The sequence below is a fragment of the Clostridium lentum genome, from assembly GCF_014287815.1.
GTDB lineage: Bacteria > Bacillota > Clostridia > Clostridiales > Clostridiaceae > Clostridium > Clostridium lentum.
The window spans coordinates 60,931-78,112 of sequence record NZ_JACOOQ010000007.1 but is presented as its reverse complement, the minus strand read 5'-3'; the positions used below and the strand labels follow the sequence as shown (position 1 = coordinate 78,112).

The following is a 17,182-nucleotide window of genomic DNA, read 5'->3' as shown; positions in this document are numbered from 1 at the left end:
ATAAATGAAAAAGCCTATTTTAATTGGTATTACTGGAGGGACAGGTTCAGGCAAGAGTACCATTGCAGATGCATTATATTCTAATTTTTCAAATGAGCGTATCACAATGATACAACAGGATATGTACTATAAAGATCAAAGTAATTTATCAATGGAAGAAAGAGTTAAAACTAATTATGATCATCCAATGGCTTTTGATAATGATCTCTTAGTAGAACACTTACAAAAACTAATTAAGGGCAAATCAATAGAAAAGCCAAGATATGATTTTACTGTTCATAATAGAGCAAAAGATACTACAACTGTAGAACCAAGGGAAATAATAATTGTTGAAGGTATCTTAATCTTAGAAGATGAAAGAATAAGAAACCTTTTAGATATTAAGGTATATGTGGATACTGATGCAGATATAAGAATATTACGAAGATTAGTAAGGGATATTGATGAAAGAGGAAGAACAGTTGAATCAGTTATAGATCAATATTTAACTATGGTTAGACCAATGCATATGGAGTTTACAGAACCAACTAAAAGATATGCAGATATAATTATTCCAGAAGGTGGACATAATTATGTGGCAATAGATATTTTAATGGCTAAAATTAGAGATATATTAAAATAATTGTATAGAAACCATTTCCAAAGGCTAGAATTTAGCTGAAGGAGATGGTTTTTTGTTTTTTAAGAAAAGTATAATATATAGAAGCAAGATTATAGCTATAGTATTTTTTGCTTTACTTTTTATGCTTATTTTAAGACTATATTATATTCAAGTACATCCTACAAAGTTAGTGCAAGGAGAACTTAAAAACTATCAAACAGAAATATTTAATGGAAGTAGATATTCGGTATTTGATACCAATGGCGAAAGCTTAGTGAATGATAGTGAAAAATATGTTTTAGTTATTGATTCCAAACCCTTTAGATTAAATAACTATGAGGATACTATTGAAGATTTACTAGCTTTAAATTTTATAATGAAATCAGAATATGGGGACTTTTCCTATACAGATGTTATGAGTTCAAGTGGAAAGTTGTATTATTATCTTACTTACGAAAGCTATGAAAAAATTAATAAATTAAAAAGCATTAAAGGAATTTATACTTATGTATATACTGAAAGAAAGGCTAGTGAAGCAGGTAAGATAGAGGATATAATGGCAACAGTTGAAGAAAGTGAAATTTCTGAAGGTTCATTACAAGAAAAAGTTTATAACTGTATAAAGGATAATAAATATGAAGAAGGTGAATATTCATTAAATGATAAATCTATCTATGAACTTACCAATAAAAGTGATACCTCTGGCAATAAGAATATTCAGCTTACAATAAACAAAGAGTGGAGTGAAAAAATCAAGGATGTATTAAATGATGAAAGTTATAGTTTTTTAGAAAATGTAGGTGTGGTGCTTCTAGAGAGTGATACAGGAAAAATAAGAGCATTGGTGCAAAAGGATGATAAAATGGCTAATGTTGATTTAGCTATAGGTAGCATAGGTTACGAGCCAGGTTCAATATTTAAGATCTTAACAGAAGCTATAGTTCTTGATATGGGGCTTACTGATAGCAATGATGTTTATTCTTGTATTGGTTTAATATGCAGTAAAAATGGAGAATCATATGCTCATGGACCATTGAGTGTTGATGAAGCATTGCAGATATCTTGTAATGATATTTTTGCACAATTAGGTACCATGGTGGGATATGATAATATGGTTAGATATACTGAAAAACTAGGATTATATCAAAAAGTATTAGGGTTAAGTGGTAAAAATAAAGATGAGGCAGTAGGTACAAAACCAACTTTAGAAGAAGGAGTTTCCAATTTCTCAATAGGACAATGTGTTACAGTTACACCACTACAAATAGCTGGTGCCATTAATGCTGTGATAAATGATGGAGTATATATTAAGCCATATATAATAGAAAGTATTGTTGATAATGATGGCAATTTAATTTCTGAGGAAGAAAGTGAAAGTAGACGGGTTTTTAGTACAACAACCAGTGAAATAGTACAAAAAAGTATGAGTGATGTCATATGGTTAGGAACAGGTTATGAGGCTAGGGTGGAAGGTATAAATGAAGGTGGTAAAACAGGAACATCAACAGGAGAAGGAGGAGGTACTAATCATGGATGGTTTGCAGGATATTTTGAATATAATGGAGAGAAGTATACTTTAGTTGTTGTGGCACCTAATATAGGAGAAACTCATCCTGATGGTAGAGAGCTGGGAGGAGGAAATACAGGAGCTCCTATATTTAGGGATATAATTAATTCTTTGATAAAATAATTTAGTTATTATAAGCAATATTTTAGTATAGCTTCATATGATATAATAAGCACTATTAGGAGGAACTCTAAGTGATATTATTATCAAATTTCATGGAGTTTTTATGCAGTAATATATTCTTAACAGGATATATATCTGGAAACAATACCTTTCCAAAACCTTTAGATGAAAAAGAAGAGGAAAAATATTTACAGCTTTTAAAAACAGGGGATAAGAAAGCTAAGAGTATATTGATTGAAAGAAATCTTAGATTAGTGGCACATATTGTGAAAAAATATCAAATTCCAAATAAAGATATAGATGAGTTGATTTCTATAGGTACTGTGGGACTTATAAAGGCAATTGATTCATTTGATGTATCAAAAGGAACTAGACTAGCAACTTACGCATCAAGGTGTATAGAAAATGAGATTTTAATGCTTTTTAGAAATAATAAGAAGCAGAAAAGTGAAACTTTCCTGCAGGATCCTATAGGTGTGGATAAGGAAGGTAATGAAATTAGTTTAATAGATGTATTAAGTAGTGAAAAGGATTCAGTTATAGATAAAGTTGAAATGAAGCTACAGATAAAAGCTCTTTACAATAAGATAAATAGTGCTCTTACTGAACGAGAAGGTGAAATTTTAAAAATGAGATATGGTTTAAAGGATGGTAAATGTAAAACACAAAGAGAGATTGCAGGAATGTTAGGAATTTCTAGATCATATGTTTCTAGAATAGAGAAGAAAGCTTTAAAAAAGTTAAAGAAAGAGTTATACCCTAAATAGCATTTTTGTATATTTTTGCTAAAATATGTTGAATTTATAAGATGAATGAAATAAAATAATAGAATAGAATATGTTTTTTACATTAGGAGGAATAATAATGTACTTATTAAAAGATTTATTAATAAAAACAATCGAGCTAGGTGCATCAGATTTACATTTAACTGTTGCGTTACCTCCTACAATTAGGGTTAATGGTAAATTTAATCAAATAGGTAGCGAGAAATTATTGCCTGATTATATAGAGATATTTGCTAAGGAAATATTAAATGATAGCTATGATGAATATGTAGCAAATGGAGAGTTTGATACTTCTTATTCATTACCAGGTATAGGAAGATTCAGAGTAAATGTATTTAAGCAAAGGAATAGTGACGCCATAGCTATAAGAGTAATAGCACCAAAAGCTCCTACAATAGATGAATTAAAACTTCCTGGCACATTAAAAGAAATTGTGAAGGAACAAAGAGGATTAGTTTTAGTAACTGGACCAACAGGATCAGGGAAGAGTACTACTTTAGCTGCTATGATAAATGAAATCAATAATACAAGACAAGGTCATATAGTAACTTTAGAAGATCCAATAGAATATCTTCATAAGCACAATAAGTGTATAGTAAATCAAAGAGAAATAGGTAAAGATACAAAAAGCTATCAAAGTGCTTTAAGAGCAGTTTTAAGAGAGGATCCTGATGTAATTTTAGTTGGAGAGATGAGAGATTTTGAAACTATATCTGTAGCAATTACAGCAGCAGAAACAGGACATTTAGTATTTTCAACATTGCATACAATTGGAGCAGCAAAGACAATTGATAGGATAATTGATGTTTTTCCACCACATCAACAACAACAAATTAAAATACAATTAGCTTCTGTACTTAAGGCAGTAGTATCCCAACAGTTAGTGGAAACTATTGATGGAAATGGACGTGTACCTTCTATGGAGATAATGGTTACTACTCCAGGAATACAAAATTTAATTAGAGAAGGTAAAACTCAACAAATAGAATCAGCTGTACAAACAGGAAATAAATATGGTATGAGAACCATGGATATGTCTCTTGCTGAACTATGTAAGAGAGGTGTTATTTCTCAAGATACAGCAATGACATATGCAGTTGATGGAGAAACTTTAAAAAGATTATTAATGTTATAACATATGAAAGATGCATTTCGTGCATCTTTTTTTAACGCTTAGAAAAGTATAAAATTTTTTAGTTGTAAATTTAAGTATATCAATGGATTTCAAGATTTAAAACTGTCAAATTAATACTACGAAGTGGCCATGTCCATAGCCATTTTGGTCTTTTAAATTAATCAGCAAATATATATAGAAAGGAAAATTTTGATTTTTGTGGAATAATTATTTATAATAAAAAAATATAGTCAAAGGCATTATAGTATTAAATTTTTAATTTATTTATGGTATTATATATTAGGTATAAAGCGATACTACATAATTACGACAATATAGTAGTAATTATGTAAAGTTTAATAAGTTATAAAAATAATATATTTTACCTATATTTTACAAAAGTTTCGATTTGATTACAAAATTCTAATATAATTAGTATTTTTGCTATTGTTAAATAAGGCGAAAATGTTGTAAAATATAGAATATACTATATTTTATATTGTTATGTATTATATGAAAATTGAGGGATTGTGAGATAATCAAGAGAGTAATATGAGAATATTAAAGTTACAAATAGAGAGATTTTAAAGGAGGAGTTTATTTTGTTAGATTTTGAATTAGATATGCAAGAGTTAACTAATATAAAAGTTATTGGTTGCGGTGGTGGCGGTGGTAATGCCGTTAATAGAATGATTTTAGAAGGCTTAAAGAATGTAGAATTTATTGTGGTGAATACAGATAAGCAAGCTTTATTATTATCTCAAGCTAATACGAAGATTCAAATTGGAGAAAAATTAACAAGAGGATTAGGAGCTGGTGCTAATCCAGAAATAGGTAAGAAAGCAGCTGAAGAAAGTAGAGATGAAATTTCTGAAGCAATTAAAGGTGCAAACATGGTATTCATAACTGCTGGAATGGGCGGTGGAACAGGCACAGGTGCAGCACCAGTAGTAGCTGAAGTAGCAAAATCAATGAACATATTAACAGTAGGTGTAGTAACTAAACCTTTCCCATTTGAAGGAAAGAGAAGAATGAGACATGCTGAAATGGGAATTGAAAATTTAAAGCAAAAAGTTGATACCTTAGTTATAATTCCTAATGAAAGATTATTATCTATGGCTGATAAGAAAACTACTCTTTTAGATTCATTTAGATTAGCTGATGATGTTTTAAGACAAGGTGTTCAAGCTATTTCTGACTTAATTACTATTCCTGGGGTAGTAAATGCCGATTTTGCGGATATTGAAACGGTAATGAAAAACAAAGGTTTAGCTCATATGGGAGTTGGATATGGTAAAGGTGATAACAAAGCACAAGATGCAGTTAGACAAGCTATATCATCACCACTTCTAGAAACATCAATAGATGGTGCAACAGGCGTTATTATTAACTTTACAGGTGGAGTTGATTTAGGAGCTATCGAAGTATATGAAGCTGCAGAAATTGTTAGAGAAGCAGCAGATATGGATGCAAACATAATTTTTGGTGCTGTTATTGATGAAACTTTAAATGATGAAATTAGATTAACAGTAATTGCCACTGGTTTTGAAGATGATAGCGACAAGAGTGTTTTATCAACACCAGAACAAAAGATAGAACATAAGATTGAGCAAACTGTAAAGCTTAAAGAAGAAGTAAATACTGAAAAAATTGATCCATTACTTGATTTAGATAGAGAAAGCGTTAATATACCAAGCTTCTTAAGATCAAGAAAGTAGTATAATAAGAGAAACTGTCACAAAAGTGGCAGTTTTTTTATTGCTTTAAAATATTATGATTTTTTTATGGAGTATATGTAAAAAAAGGTTGAGTAAAATTTTGAATTATCGTATCATTTATGACAAAAAAATTTTTGGTATGAATGTATAATTTAATGCATAGGAGGAGGTTATATGGAAGTATATTTAGATGTTGTGTTTATAGAAAATGCTATTATTGACTTATTCCTAATACTAGTTACTTTACGATTGTTACGATTAAAATATAGAAAAGGTGGAATTTATATTGCGGCCATTATTGGAGGAATATATGGTTTGACACCTATTGTAGATTCAGTAGTTTTGAGTAATGCTTTTTTAAAGGTGATTTTTGCTATAGTTATGATAGTATTATCGCTTAAAGAAAAAGTTTTAAGAAATATATTTAAAGCTACAGTAATGTTTTTTATGCTATCATTTACAATGTGCGGAGTAATGTTTATAAGTTTATTATCATCCAGTACATATACAATATCTGGAGGGATGAATACATCAAATTATTCTATTAGATGGGTCATGATTTCTCTTTTATTTGTAGGGGTTATAGCTATAAGGGTTTATGACACTATTAAAGAACGTGCAGTGATAGATAACTTTATTTATGATATTTATATTAAAAATGATGAAAAAATATTAATGCTTAAAGGATTTTTAGATACAGGAAATGAATTAAGAGAACCAATTACTAATTTACCATGCATTTTAATTGAAGATGAATACTTATTACAGCTTGAATTAAAGAAAGAAGATGAGTATTTTATAAGATATAAGACCATAGATAGTAGTGATATCTTACATGGATTTAGAAGTGACTTTATCAAGATTAAGGGAAAAGATGATTCTGCTTGGAGAGAAATAGATGCGATAGTTTGTGGTTGTAAAACTACATTAAGTAAAGAAAATGATTATCAAGTATTACTATCAAGAGGAATTATTTAGGAGGGTTTATGAGAAAACTGATTTTATTTATAAATAGGATATTTGCTAAGTTGAATATATTTTCAAAGAAGGTATATTATGTAGGAGGAAATGATTCCTTACCTCCACCATTAAAAAAGGACGAGGAAGAAGAATTAGTACAGGAACTTATAAATGGAAAAGAAGGTGTAAGAGATATACTTATAGAAAGAAATCTTAGACTTGTAGTATATATAGCTAGAAAGTTTGAAAATACAGGAGTTGGCGTGGAGGATTTAATTTCTGTAGGAACAATTGGACTAATAAAGGCTGTAAATACCTTTAATCCTGAAAAAAAGATAAAGCTTGCCACATATGCTTCAAGATGTATTGAAAATGAAATTTTGATGTATTTAAGAAGAAATAGTAAAATTAAAGCTGAGGTATCATTTTATGAACCTTTAAATATAGATTGGGATGGTAATGAACTATTATTATCAGATATATTAGGAACAGATAATGATACTGTATACAATTTAATTGAAGATGAAGTAGATAAGCAGTTATTATTTTTAGCTCTTAAAAATTTAAATGAGAGAGAAAAGGAAATTGTTCGCTTAAGATTTGGACTTAATGGCAAGCGAGAAAAGACACAAAAAGAAGTGGCGGATATGTTAGGTATTTCTCAATCATATATTTCTAGATTAGAAAAAAAGATAATAAGTAGACTTAAAAAAGAAATAAATAAGATGATTTAAAATAAATTTAGTATAAAAGAACTTTATGCAGGGAATAATTTTAAATGCAGTATGTTATTACTTCATAAGGAGTTGATGATTTTGATCATTAACAAAGTCGAAATTTGTGGAGTTAATACTTCAAAATTACCTGTAATAAAGGAAAAAAAAGAGTTAATTATTAAGATGAGAGAAGGCGACAAAAAGGCAAGAGAAACTTTTATCCAAGGAAACCTACGATTAGTATTAAGTGTTATTCAAAGATTTAATAACAGGGGAGAAAATGTAGATGACTTATTTCAAGTGGGATGTATAGGCTTAATGAAGGCTATAGATAATTTTGATTTAGAGCAAAATGTAAAATTTTCTACATATGCAGTTCCAATGATAATAGGTGAAATCAGAAGATATCTTAGAGATAATAATGCTATAAGAGTAAGCAGATCATTAAGAGATATTGCTTATAAAGCATTATTAGTAAGAGATCGTTTAGTGAAGGATAATAATCAAGAACCTACTATGTCGCAAATTGCTAAGGAGCTCAATATTCCTAGAGAGGAAGTTGTTTTTGCATTAGATGCAATTCAAGATCCAGTATCTTTGTTTGAACCTATTTATCATGATGGTGGAGATGCTATATATGTAATGGATCAAATTAGTGATTCTAAGAATAGTGATGATAGCTGGCTAGAGAATATATCCATAAGAGAGGCAATGAAAAAGTTAAATAATAGGGAAAAATTAATTTTAACCTTACGTTTTTTTAATGGCAAGACTCAGATGGAAGTAGCAGATGAAATAGGTATTTCACAAGCACAAGTTTCAAGATTGGAGAAAACAGCTCTAAAGCACATGCGTAAATATGTTTAGGACTCGTAAGAGTCCTTTTTTTATGAAAAAAAGCAAATTTGTAGCAAAGAACCTCTATCAAGTATATTAAATAGTAAATATACATATTAATTAAATATATAGATTGTAAAAGGGGTGTGTATTAGATTTTGGAAGATGAAGTATTATATTCTTTAAATGCCATTAGAAATATGGAGGTAATTGATATAAGTACAGGCAGTAAAATTGGTTATGTTAAGGATTTTAAAGTTGATATAAACACTAAAAAGATAGTTTCTATTTTTTTACCATCACCTGTGAAATCATGGTTCAATAAAACAGATGATATAGAGCTTGCATGGGATAAGATTGTGAAGATTGGAGTAGATGTATTAATAGTAGATGCATCGAGTATCATAGAAGAGTTTAAAGAAAATAATGTCTAGTAAATTGCTGTGAAAAATTATATAATTAAGAGAGTATATTACAAAAGTGAAAGGCGGAGAGAATATGAAGTGTCCTTTTTGTTTTAATGATGAAAGCAAAGTAGTAGATTCCAGATCAACAGATGATAATACAACAATAAGAAGAAGAAGAGAGTGTACTAAATGTAACAAAAGGTATACTACATATGAAAAGATAGAGGATATTCCTATATTAGTTGTTAAGAGAGATTTAACAAGGGAAAACTTCAATAAGGAAAAGATAGTTAATGGTCTTATTATTGCATGCCAGAAAAGACCAGTTTCAAGAAAGCAAATTGAAGAAATTGCTGAAGAAATTGAAAAGAAGATATCAAATAATATGTTAACTGAAATAGAATCAGAAAAGATTGGCGAAATGGTTATGAAGAGATTGAAAGAAATTGATGAGATATCGTATGTAAGATTCGCATCAGTTTACAGGCAGTTTAAAGATATAAATACTTTCTTAGAAGAGATAACTAGGCTTATGATAAAATAAATATATATTTAGAAGTTGCCTTTGGTTTTTTTAAGGCAATTTTTTGCTGTGTAAAGTTAAAATAAGTTGTAGGATTGTAATGATAAGTTTAAAATTATACTATTAGTTAATAAAATTAGTATTAAGCATGAGGTGTACAATGAATTATTTGCATTTAAATTACTTTGAAAAAGGAAATGATTTTATAAAGTTCCAGCAAGGAAAAATTGAAATAGTATTTTCTACAGCAGAAAATAATAAAAACTTTAATAGGAATACAGAAGATGGTGTAAGGGAATTAGAATCACTAATTGCTAAGTTTCATAGTGAAAATGTAGAATACTTAAAACAAATTCATAGTAATAAGGTATATACATATAGAAAAGGAGATAAGGACTTTAAAGAAAATGAAGGTGATGCACTTATTACTAATGAAGAAAAAACAATCATAGGGGTATTTACAGCTGATTGTGTGCCTATAATACTTGTAGATGAAGAAAATAAGGCTATTGCAGCTATTCACAGTGGGTGGAAAGGTACATTTTTATCTATAGTAAGTGAAACTATTTTAAGAATGAAAGAAGAGTATAATAGTAAAGTAGAAAAATTAGTTGTATATATAGGACCTCATATTAGAAAGTGCTGTTATGAAGTATCAGAAGAACTAAAAGAACAGTTTAGTGAGAGGTTTGGTATAGAAGATGGTAAACTCTTTGATGGAAGAAATTTAAGTTTGGAAGAATGTATTAATAATGATTTAATAAATAGTGGAGTATTAGAAGAAAATATAAATTCGCTAGGAATTTGTACAAACTGTGAAAAAGAAATCAAGCTACACTCTTATAGGAAAAGCAATGGAGCTTATGGACGACTGTTTTCATTTGTATATATTAAAGAGTAAGTGAGGGAAGAGAGATGGCTAAGGGGAAAATATTAGTGGTAGATGATGAAGAGCATATATTAGAGCTTATTAGATATAACCTTGATGCAGCAGGATATGATGTTATAGAAGCAAGTGATGGTGATGATGCAGTAAAGAATGCAATTAATGAAGTGCCAGATTTAATTTTGCTTGATTTGATGCTTCCTGGTAAGGATGGTTATGATGTTTGCAGAGATCTAAGGAGTAATGGCAAGACTAAAGCAGTACCTATAATTATGCTTACGGCTAAAAGTGAAGAAATAGACAAAATATTAGGGTTAGAGTTGGGAGCAGATGATTATATAACAAAACCTTTTTCTGTTAGAGAGCTAATGGCAAGAGTAAAAGCTGTACTGCGTAGATATACAAAGAGTGATGAGAGCAGTGAAAAGTTTGTTTTTGGTGATATTGAAGCAGATTTTGAAAATCACTCGGTAATATGTGCTGGTGAAAAAATAGAATTGACATTAAAGGAATTTGAACTCTTAGAAGTATTAGTTAAAAATAGAGGGAAGATATTAACTAGAGAAATGCTATTAGATAAGATATGGGGATACGAATACATTGGAGAAAGCAGGACGGTAGATGTTCATATAAGGTATTTGCGTAAGAAGGTTGAAAAAGATGATAAAAATCCAAAATTTATTGAGACTATAAGGGGGGTTGGGTATAGATTTAACCCTCATGTATAACAATGAAGAAGAGGATAATAGCATCTATTTTAATAACAGTAGTATTTGCAATTGCCATATTAAGTAGTGTTTTTTTTGCAGTAGTTAATATTAAGGAAGTGGATAGAACAAAGGAGATTTTATCACTTTATAATAAGCTTATAACCTATGATTTGCAAAAAGGAAATGATGATTTTAGTGAATATAAAATAAATAACCAAGAAATAAGAGTAAGTATCATAGATAAAGAAGGACAGGTACTATATGACAGCCTTGGTGAAATAATAGATAATCATGTTAATAGAGAAGAGGTAGTAGAAGCATTTGATAAAGGGGTAAGCTCATTAGTAAGGTTTAGTGATACGGTAGGTAAGGATTTGGTCTATTACGCTACTAGGATTGATGATAATACGGTTATAAGGACTTCGGCACAAATGAGCGATACCAAATTAATTACAAGTAAAAGTAGTAAGTATTTTCTTCTTATTATCATAGGAGTAGTAGTTATATCAATAGTACTTTGTGAAAAACTGGTGAAGATAATTGTACAACCTGTTAGGGAACTGGAGGAAGTAACCCAAAAGATAGCTAATGGAGATTTAAATAAGCGAGCTGTCATATATTATAATGACGAAATAGGTTCACTGGCTAAGACCTTTAATGAAATGGCTGATATGTTAGAGATTAAGATTAGTGATTCTTTAGATAAACAAAATAAATTAGAAGCTATACTTGAAAGTATGGAAAGTGGTGTTATAGCCATTACGGCAGCTGGTAAAGTTATGCTAATTAATCCATATGCAAAGAGTCTTTTCGGTATTGGTGAAGATATTATTGGTAAAAATATTTCTAATTATATTATTGATCATGATTTTTTAAGCTTTATAAGAGATGTAATGGATATTGATGCAAAGGAAATTAAGTTATTCCATCCATTTGAAAGAGAAATAAAGGTGAAGAAGGCACCAATTATTGGTCAACGAGGAAGTGAAATTGGTATTGTTATTTCCATACAAGATATTACTGATATAAAGAGGCTAGAAAATATGAGAAGTCAATTTGTAGCAAATGTATCACATGAGTTAAAAACACCTCTTACATCTATTAAGGGATTTTCAGAGACACTGAGGATAGTTGATGACGAAAATACTAAAAATAAATTCTTAGATATAATAGATAAAGAAACTGATAGATTGACACTGCTGATTGATGATATATTAATTTTATCTAATATTGAAAATATGAATAAGCTTTCTAATGAAAAATTCAATCCTAATGAAGTGGTTGAGGATGTTATAAACATGATAAAGAAAGAAGCTGCTAAGAAGAATATATCTATTGAGGTTGAAAAAAAGTTTAATGGATTACTTGTGGGAGATAAAGATAAGTTTTATCAAGTGGTGTTAAATTTAACAACTAACAGTATAAAGTATTCTAATGAAAATGGAAATGTAAAAATATTTACTAATAAAAGTAAGGATAAATTTGTTTTAATGGTTAAGGATGATGGGATTGGAATACCTAAAGAAGACCTACCTAGAATATTTGAAAGATTTTATATTGTTGATAAATCTAGAACATCAAAGAGTACAGGTTTAGGACTAGCTATAGTAAAACATATTGTTAAATTATTTAATGGTGAAATATTTGTTGAATCAGAAGTTGGTAAAGGAAGCAAATTTACAGTGATTAGTAAAAATGTATATTGTGAATAAATAAAAAAGGAATCTTGAATATTTTCAATATTCCTTTTTTATTAAATTTAATATGTTTTTAACAAAATAAGATGTTCTTTTAACAATTGCATAATATTGAGTTAACTTTTAAATAATAATATTAATGTATAAAGTAATTCAAGGAAAGAAATCAATAATATATATAACTTGTATTTATGGAGGATATAGAGATGAAAAGAAAAAAGATTAAATTATTAGCAGGAGCAATGATAATAGCAATGATAGGAGCGGTTTTCACAGGTTGTGGAAATAATTCAACTTCAAATGACGGAACAGTTACAATTACAGTTTCAGGATCAACTTCAGTGGGGCCACTAATGGAAAAAATAGCAGAAAAATACGAAGAAGAAAATTCCAACATATCAATTGAGATTAATCAAACAGGATCATCTGCTGGTATTAAGGATGCTATGGATGGAATTTCTCAAATAGGGATGTCTTCAAGAGATTTAAAAGATGAAGAAGCTGCAAAGGTTAAAGCTACAGTGTTAGCATATGATGGAGTTGCTGTAATTACTAACACTGGTAATTCAGTAAAAGAATTAACTATAGGTCAAATAAGAGATATATTTACAGGGAAGATTACTAATTGGAGCGAAGTAGGAGGAAGCAATGCACCAATAGTTGTAGTTTCAAGAGAAGCAGGTTCAGGAACTAGAACAGCATTTGAAGAAGGTGTTGAATATAGCGAAGAAGAACTAGTAAAAGATGCTATTATATCTAAAGGAAATGGTGACGTTAAGACAACTGTTTCTACTAACGAAAATGCCATTGGATTTGTTTCATTTGAATACGTAGATGACGCAATATCATCAATAAATGTTAATGGGATAGAGCCAACGGCAGCAAATGTTAAAGCAGGTTCATATGCACTATCAAGACCTTTCCTAGCTGTCACAAATGAGCAGTATATTACAGAAGATTCTCAAAAATTAATAGATTATATTACTAGTGAAGAAGGGCAACAAATCGTTGAAGATAACAAATTAATAACAATTGATTAATAATAACTAAAATGGGGATGTAAATAAAGATGCTTAAGATAAGCATCTTTATTAGAAAAAATAAATCCTAGGTGACTTAATTTTGTTTTTAGCCACTAGCTTTGGAGGAGTAAAATGCAAAATATAAATAAAAAGAATAGTGAAGAATATATAGTAGATAGAAAAGTTGAATCTGTTAAAACTTTTAATATGAAAAAAGCTGTTGACAAAGGTTCAAAGTGGATATTTTTACTAAGTGCGTTAATTGCGGTATTTAGTTTGCTGTTAATAATGGGATTTGTATTTTACAAAGGGTTAAGACCATTTTTTGCAGAAGGGTATTCCTTTGTTGGATTTATTACAGGAATAGATTGGTATCCAAGTTCCAGTAAATTTGGCATATTACCAATGATTATTGCAACTATATTAGGAACAATAGGAGCTTTGCTTATTGGTGTACCTATTGGTTTATTAACATCAATTTTTATTTCTGAAATTGCACCTAAGAAAGTAGCTAGTATAATTGTACCAGCTGTAGAATTATTAGCTGGAATACCTTCAGTATTGTATGGAGTTTTTGGACTTGCAATAATTGTACCTTGGATTAAGAATACATTTAACTTACCTAAAGGTCAGAGTTTATTAGCAGTAATAATTGTTTTAGCAATAATGATGTTACCTACAATAATTTCAGTGGCTACTACAGCTATAAGAGCTGTACCAAAAAGCTATAAGGAAGGATCATTAGCTTTAGGAGCATCACATATTGAAACTACATTTAAGGTTGTAGTTCCAGCAGCTAAATCAGGTATTTTAGCAGCGGTTATCCTAGGGGTTGGTAGAGCTGTAGGAGAAACAATGGCAATAATTTTAGTGGCAGGAAATTCAGCTAATATTCCAACGTCAATATTTGACGGAGTAAGGCCTTTAACAAGTAATATAGCTTTAGAGATGGGATATGCTTATGGAACACATCAAGAAATGCTTTTTGCTACAGGAGTTGTGTTATTTATATTTATCTTGATATTAAACTTAGTAATAGCAAAGCTTTCTAATAAGGAAGGTAAATAACTATGAGGAAATTTAAAGAAAATATATTAAAAATATTATTATATTTATCAGCTATTTTTACAGTTGGAATTTTAGTGTTTATATTAGGTTTTATCTTTATTAAAGGATATAAGGAAATTACTCCTACATTTATTTTAAGTGAATATTCTGCTTCCGGTGATGGAGGAATCATGCCGATGATAGTTTCCACATTATATGTAGTTGGAATATCAATTTTAGTAGCAACACCAATTGGAGTACTAGCAGCAGTTTATTTACAAGAGTATGCAAAACAAGGAAAAGTGGTTAAAATAATAAGATTCTGTACAGAATCGCTTTCAGGAATACCTTCAATAGTATATGGCCTTTTTGGAGCAATATTTTTTGTAGGTTTTTTAAAATTTGGTTATTCATTATTATCAGGTGCACTTACTGTTTCAATTATTATTTTACCTGTAATAATACGTACTACAGAAGAGGCTTTAAAAGTAGTATCAACATCGTATAGAGAAGCTTCGCTAGGACTTGGAGCTACAAAATTTCAAACACTTTACAAAGTAATTCTTCCAAGTGCTATTCCTGGGATATTATCAGGGATAATACTTTCCATAGGGCGTGTAGTTGGAGAATCAGCAGCTATATTACTTACAGCAGGAAGTGTTGCGAAAATGCCTAAAGGAATTTTTTCAAGTGGAAGAACTCTTACTGTCCACTCATTTTTAGTAGAACAAGAAGCTGGAGATATTGCAGAAGCTGCAGCAGTAGGAATTGTATTAATTGTTATTATATTATTGTTAAATAGTATAGCTAAGATTATAACAAAGAAGTTTAACCAGGCTAATTATTAGTAGTTTTTAGAGGTGAAAGTATGACAAGTGGTAAAGTGCCTGAAATACAGGTAAAAAATTTAGAATTATTTTATGGAGATAATAAAGCTCTTAAAAATATAAATTTAGATATAGAATCAAAAAAAGTTACAGCTTTGATTGGACCATCAGGATGTGGAAAATCAACATTTTTAAGAACTTTAAATAGAATGAATGATTTAATTGATAATGTTAAGATTACTGGTGAAATAATTATTGGTGGTAAAAATATATATAAAGACATTGATGAAATAGATTTAAGAAAAAAGGTTGGTATGGTCTTTCAAAAACCAAATCCATTTCCAATGTCAATTTATGATAATGTAGCTTATGGGTCAAGAATTCATGGTGTTAAAGATAAGGAGACTTTAGATGAAATTGTAGAAAAAAGTTTAATGGGTGCTGCACTTTGGGAGGAAGTTAAGGACAGATTAAAGAAAAGTGCATTAGGATTATCAGGTGGTCAGCAACAAAGATTATGCATAGCAAGAACTATTGCTGTTTCACCAGAAATAATACTAATGGATGAACCAACATCAGCTTTAGATCCAATATCAACTATAAAGATGGAAGAGTTGATGTATGAGCTTAAAAAAGAATATACAGTTGTCATTGTTACTCATAATATGCAACAAGCTGGAAGAATTGCTGATAAGACAGCATTTTTCTTAAGTGGAGAGGTAGTAGAGTATGGAGATACTAGCGATATCTTCTATAAACCAAAGGATAAGAGAACGGAAGATTATATAACAGGAAGATTTGGATAAAATATTAGGAGGATATGCTATATGACAAGAAATATTTTAGATAAGCGCCTTAAAAGCTTAATATCAGAACTTGCTGAAATGGGAAGTCTTGTTGAAAAGCAGATTTATGATTCTATAAATGCTTTAAAAAATCATGATGTAGAATTATCAGAAAAGGTTATTAAAAATGATGATAAGGTTGATGCATTAAACAAGAGAATTGAAGAAAAATGTTTAATATATATGGCAACACAATCACCAATGGCATCTGATTTAAGAAAGATGTTTGCAGCTTCAAAAATTGTAACGGATTTAGAGAGAATAGCAGATTATGCAGTAGATATATGCAAGATTAATAAAAGAATAGAAATAGATCCGTTAGGAGAAGCTGAAATTCCCTTATGGAACATGGTTGAAATATTGAGCAAGATGATTAATATGTCTGTGGAAGCTTTTGTTAATAGTGATGTAGAAGAGGCTTATAGAATTTGTAAGCTTGATGATGAAGTGGATGTAATTTACCGTAAATTATTTAATGATGTCATTAAGAAGATGAGCAAGGATGAAAATCTCATTAATAAAGGAACACAGATACTTTTTGCCTCAAAGTATTTAGAAAGAATGGGAGATCACATAACTAATATATGTGAGTGGATTATTTTTTCAAAAGAAGGCGATTATGTTGATTTAAATGAGTAAATAATAAGAGAAGGGGAAAACCTCTTCTCTTATTATTTATATTAATATTCAACATAAAAATACAGTAAAGATAGTAGAAATATATGATAAAATAAGTTGTTTGTTGACTGAATATAATAATTGAGTTAATATATCATAGAGTAGAAAGGTAATTATAG

Annotated in this window: 18 protein-coding genes; all 18 read left to right on the top strand. The window is 29.5% G+C overall.

The window, feature by feature from the left end; translation table 11 throughout:
• The first annotated feature begins 4 nt into the window (after positions 1–4).
• The 18 genes from udk to phoU all read left to right on the top strand — a co-directional run bounded on the left by udk (position 5) and on the right by phoU (position 17,024).
• Positions 5–622, top strand: coding sequence for a uridine kinase (gene udk / locus H8R92_RS05805; protein ID WP_022211575.1), 618 nt, complete (start codon positions 5–7; stop codon positions 620–622).
• 52 nt (positions 623–674) lie between these two features.
• Positions 675–2,291, top strand: a complete 1,617-nt coding sequence (locus H8R92_RS05800; protein WP_022211574.1) for a penicillin-binding transpeptidase domain-containing protein — start codon at positions 675–677, stop codon at positions 2,289–2,291.
• A 71-nt stretch (positions 2,292–2,362) separates the two neighbouring features.
• Positions 2,363–3,058: an RNA polymerase sporulation sigma factor SigK gene (sigK, locus tag H8R92_RS05795; RefSeq protein WP_022211573.1), complete on the top strand. Its 696-nt coding sequence runs from the start codon at positions 2,363–2,365 to the stop codon at positions 3,056–3,058.
• A 97-nt stretch (positions 3,059–3,155) separates the two neighbouring features.
• The gene (locus H8R92_RS05790; protein WP_186834944.1) at positions 3,156–4,211 is read left to right on the top strand and encodes a type IV pilus twitching motility protein PilT; all 1,056 of its coding nucleotides are present in this window, start codon (positions 3,156–3,158) and stop codon (positions 4,209–4,211) included.
• Positions 4,212–4,792: 581 nt separating this feature from the next.
• Positions 4,793–5,908 (top strand): cell division protein FtsZ, encoded by a 1,116-nt coding sequence (gene ftsZ, locus H8R92_RS05785; RefSeq protein WP_022211571.1) that lies wholly within the window; start codon positions 4,793–4,795, stop codon positions 5,906–5,908.
• Between the two features lie 174 nt (positions 5,909–6,082).
• Positions 6,083–6,886: a sigma-E processing peptidase SpoIIGA gene (locus tag H8R92_RS05780; protein WP_022211570.1), complete on the top strand. Its 804-nt coding sequence runs from the start codon at positions 6,083–6,085 to the stop codon at positions 6,884–6,886.
• A gap of 8 nt (positions 6,887–6,894) precedes the next feature.
• Positions 6,895–7,602 (top strand): RNA polymerase sporulation sigma factor SigE, encoded by a 708-nt coding sequence (gene sigE, locus H8R92_RS05775; RefSeq protein ID WP_022211569.1) that lies wholly within the window; start codon positions 6,895–6,897, stop codon positions 7,600–7,602.
• Positions 7,603–7,683: 81 nt separating this feature from the next.
• A complete protein-coding gene (gene sigG, locus H8R92_RS05770; protein ID WP_022167998.1) occupies positions 7,684–8,451 on the top strand; it encodes an RNA polymerase sporulation sigma factor SigG in 768 nt (255 codons plus the stop codon).
• Positions 8,452–8,579: 128 nt separating this feature from the next.
• Positions 8,580–8,855, top strand: coding sequence for a YlmC/YmxH family sporulation protein (locus tag H8R92_RS05765; RefSeq protein ID WP_186834943.1), 276 nt, complete (start codon positions 8,580–8,582; stop codon positions 8,853–8,855).
• Positions 8,856–8,919: 64 nt separating this feature from the next.
• On the top strand, positions 8,920–9,372 hold the full coding sequence (gene nrdR, locus H8R92_RS05760) for a transcriptional regulator NrdR (RefSeq protein WP_022212271.1): 453 nt from the start codon (positions 8,920–8,922) through the stop codon (positions 9,370–9,372).
• Between the two features lie 139 nt (positions 9,373–9,511).
• Positions 9,512–10,252 (top strand): peptidoglycan editing factor PgeF, encoded by a 741-nt coding sequence (gene pgeF, locus H8R92_RS05755; RefSeq protein ID WP_022212272.1) that lies wholly within the window; start codon positions 9,512–9,514, stop codon positions 10,250–10,252.
• Positions 10,253–10,266: 14 nt separating this feature from the next.
• Positions 10,267–10,965, top strand: a complete 699-nt coding sequence (locus H8R92_RS05750; RefSeq protein WP_022212273.1) for a winged helix-turn-helix domain-containing protein — start codon at positions 10,267–10,269, stop codon at positions 10,963–10,965.
• A gap of 2 nt (positions 10,966–10,967) precedes the next feature.
• Entirely contained in the window at positions 10,968–12,659 is a 1,692-nt protein-coding gene (locus H8R92_RS05745) for a sensor histidine kinase (RefSeq protein ID WP_186834942.1), read from the top strand.
• 191 nt (positions 12,660–12,850) lie between these two features.
• Positions 12,851–13,684: a phosphate ABC transporter substrate-binding protein gene (locus H8R92_RS05740; protein ID WP_186834941.1), complete on the top strand. Its 834-nt coding sequence runs from the start codon at positions 12,851–12,853 to the stop codon at positions 13,682–13,684.
• A gap of 189 nt (positions 13,685–13,873) precedes the next feature.
• Positions 13,874–14,734: a phosphate ABC transporter permease subunit PstC gene (pstC, locus tag H8R92_RS05735; RefSeq protein ID WP_243166588.1), complete on the top strand. Its 861-nt coding sequence runs from the start codon at positions 13,874–13,876 to the stop codon at positions 14,732–14,734.
• Between the two features lie 2 nt (positions 14,735–14,736).
• Positions 14,737–15,561, top strand: coding sequence for a phosphate ABC transporter permease PstA (pstA, locus tag H8R92_RS05730; protein WP_022212277.1), 825 nt, complete (start codon positions 14,737–14,739; stop codon positions 15,559–15,561).
• Between the two features lie 20 nt (positions 15,562–15,581).
• Positions 15,582–16,346 (top strand): phosphate ABC transporter ATP-binding protein PstB, encoded by a 765-nt coding sequence (gene pstB / locus H8R92_RS05725; RefSeq protein WP_022212278.1) that lies wholly within the window; start codon positions 15,582–15,584, stop codon positions 16,344–16,346.
• Between the two features lie 21 nt (positions 16,347–16,367).
• On the top strand, positions 16,368–17,024 hold the full coding sequence (gene phoU, locus H8R92_RS05720; protein ID WP_022212279.1) for a phosphate signaling complex protein PhoU: 657 nt from the start codon (positions 16,368–16,370) through the stop codon (positions 17,022–17,024).
• The last annotated feature ends 158 nt before the right edge of the window (positions 17,025–17,182 follow it).

Bases quoted from the DNA above. Each gene is read 5' to 3' on its own strand.
- udk (WP_022211575.1), top strand. From the start codon at position 5: ATGAAAAAGCCTATTTTAATTGGTATTACTGGAGGGACAGGTTCAGGC.
- H8R92_RS05790 (WP_186834944.1), top strand. From the start codon at position 3,156: ATGTACTTATTAAAAGATTTATTAATAAAAACAATCGAGCTAGGTGCA.
- H8R92_RS05780 (WP_022211570.1), top strand. From the start codon at position 6,083: ATGGAAGTATATTTAGATGTTGTGTTTATAGAAAATGCTATTATTGAC.
- sigE (WP_022211569.1), top strand. From the start codon at position 6,895: ATGAGAAAACTGATTTTATTTATAAATAGGATATTTGCTAAGTTGAAT.
- nrdR (WP_022212271.1), top strand. From the start codon at position 8,920: ATGAAGTGTCCTTTTTGTTTTAATGATGAAAGCAAAGTAGTAGATTCC.
- pgeF (WP_022212272.1), top strand. From the start codon at position 9,512: ATGAATTATTTGCATTTAAATTACTTTGAAAAAGGAAATGATTTTATA.
- H8R92_RS05750 (WP_022212273.1), top strand. From the start codon at position 10,267: ATGGCTAAGGGGAAAATATTAGTGGTAGATGATGAAGAGCATATATTA.
- H8R92_RS05745 (WP_186834942.1), top strand. From the start codon at position 10,968: ATGAAGAAGAGGATAATAGCATCTATTTTAATAACAGTAGTATTTGCA.
- H8R92_RS05740 (WP_186834941.1), top strand. From the start codon at position 12,851: ATGAAAAGAAAAAAGATTAAATTATTAGCAGGAGCAATGATAATAGCA.
- pstC (WP_243166588.1), top strand. From the start codon at position 13,874: ATGAAAAAAGCTGTTGACAAAGGTTCAAAGTGGATATTTTTACTAAGT.
- pstA (WP_022212277.1), top strand. From the start codon at position 14,737: ATGAGGAAATTTAAAGAAAATATATTAAAAATATTATTATATTTATCA.
- pstB (WP_022212278.1), top strand. From the start codon at position 15,582: ATGACAAGTGGTAAAGTGCCTGAAATACAGGTAAAAAATTTAGAATTA.
- phoU (WP_022212279.1), top strand. From the start codon at position 16,368: ATGACAAGAAATATTTTAGATAAGCGCCTTAAAAGCTTAATATCAGAA.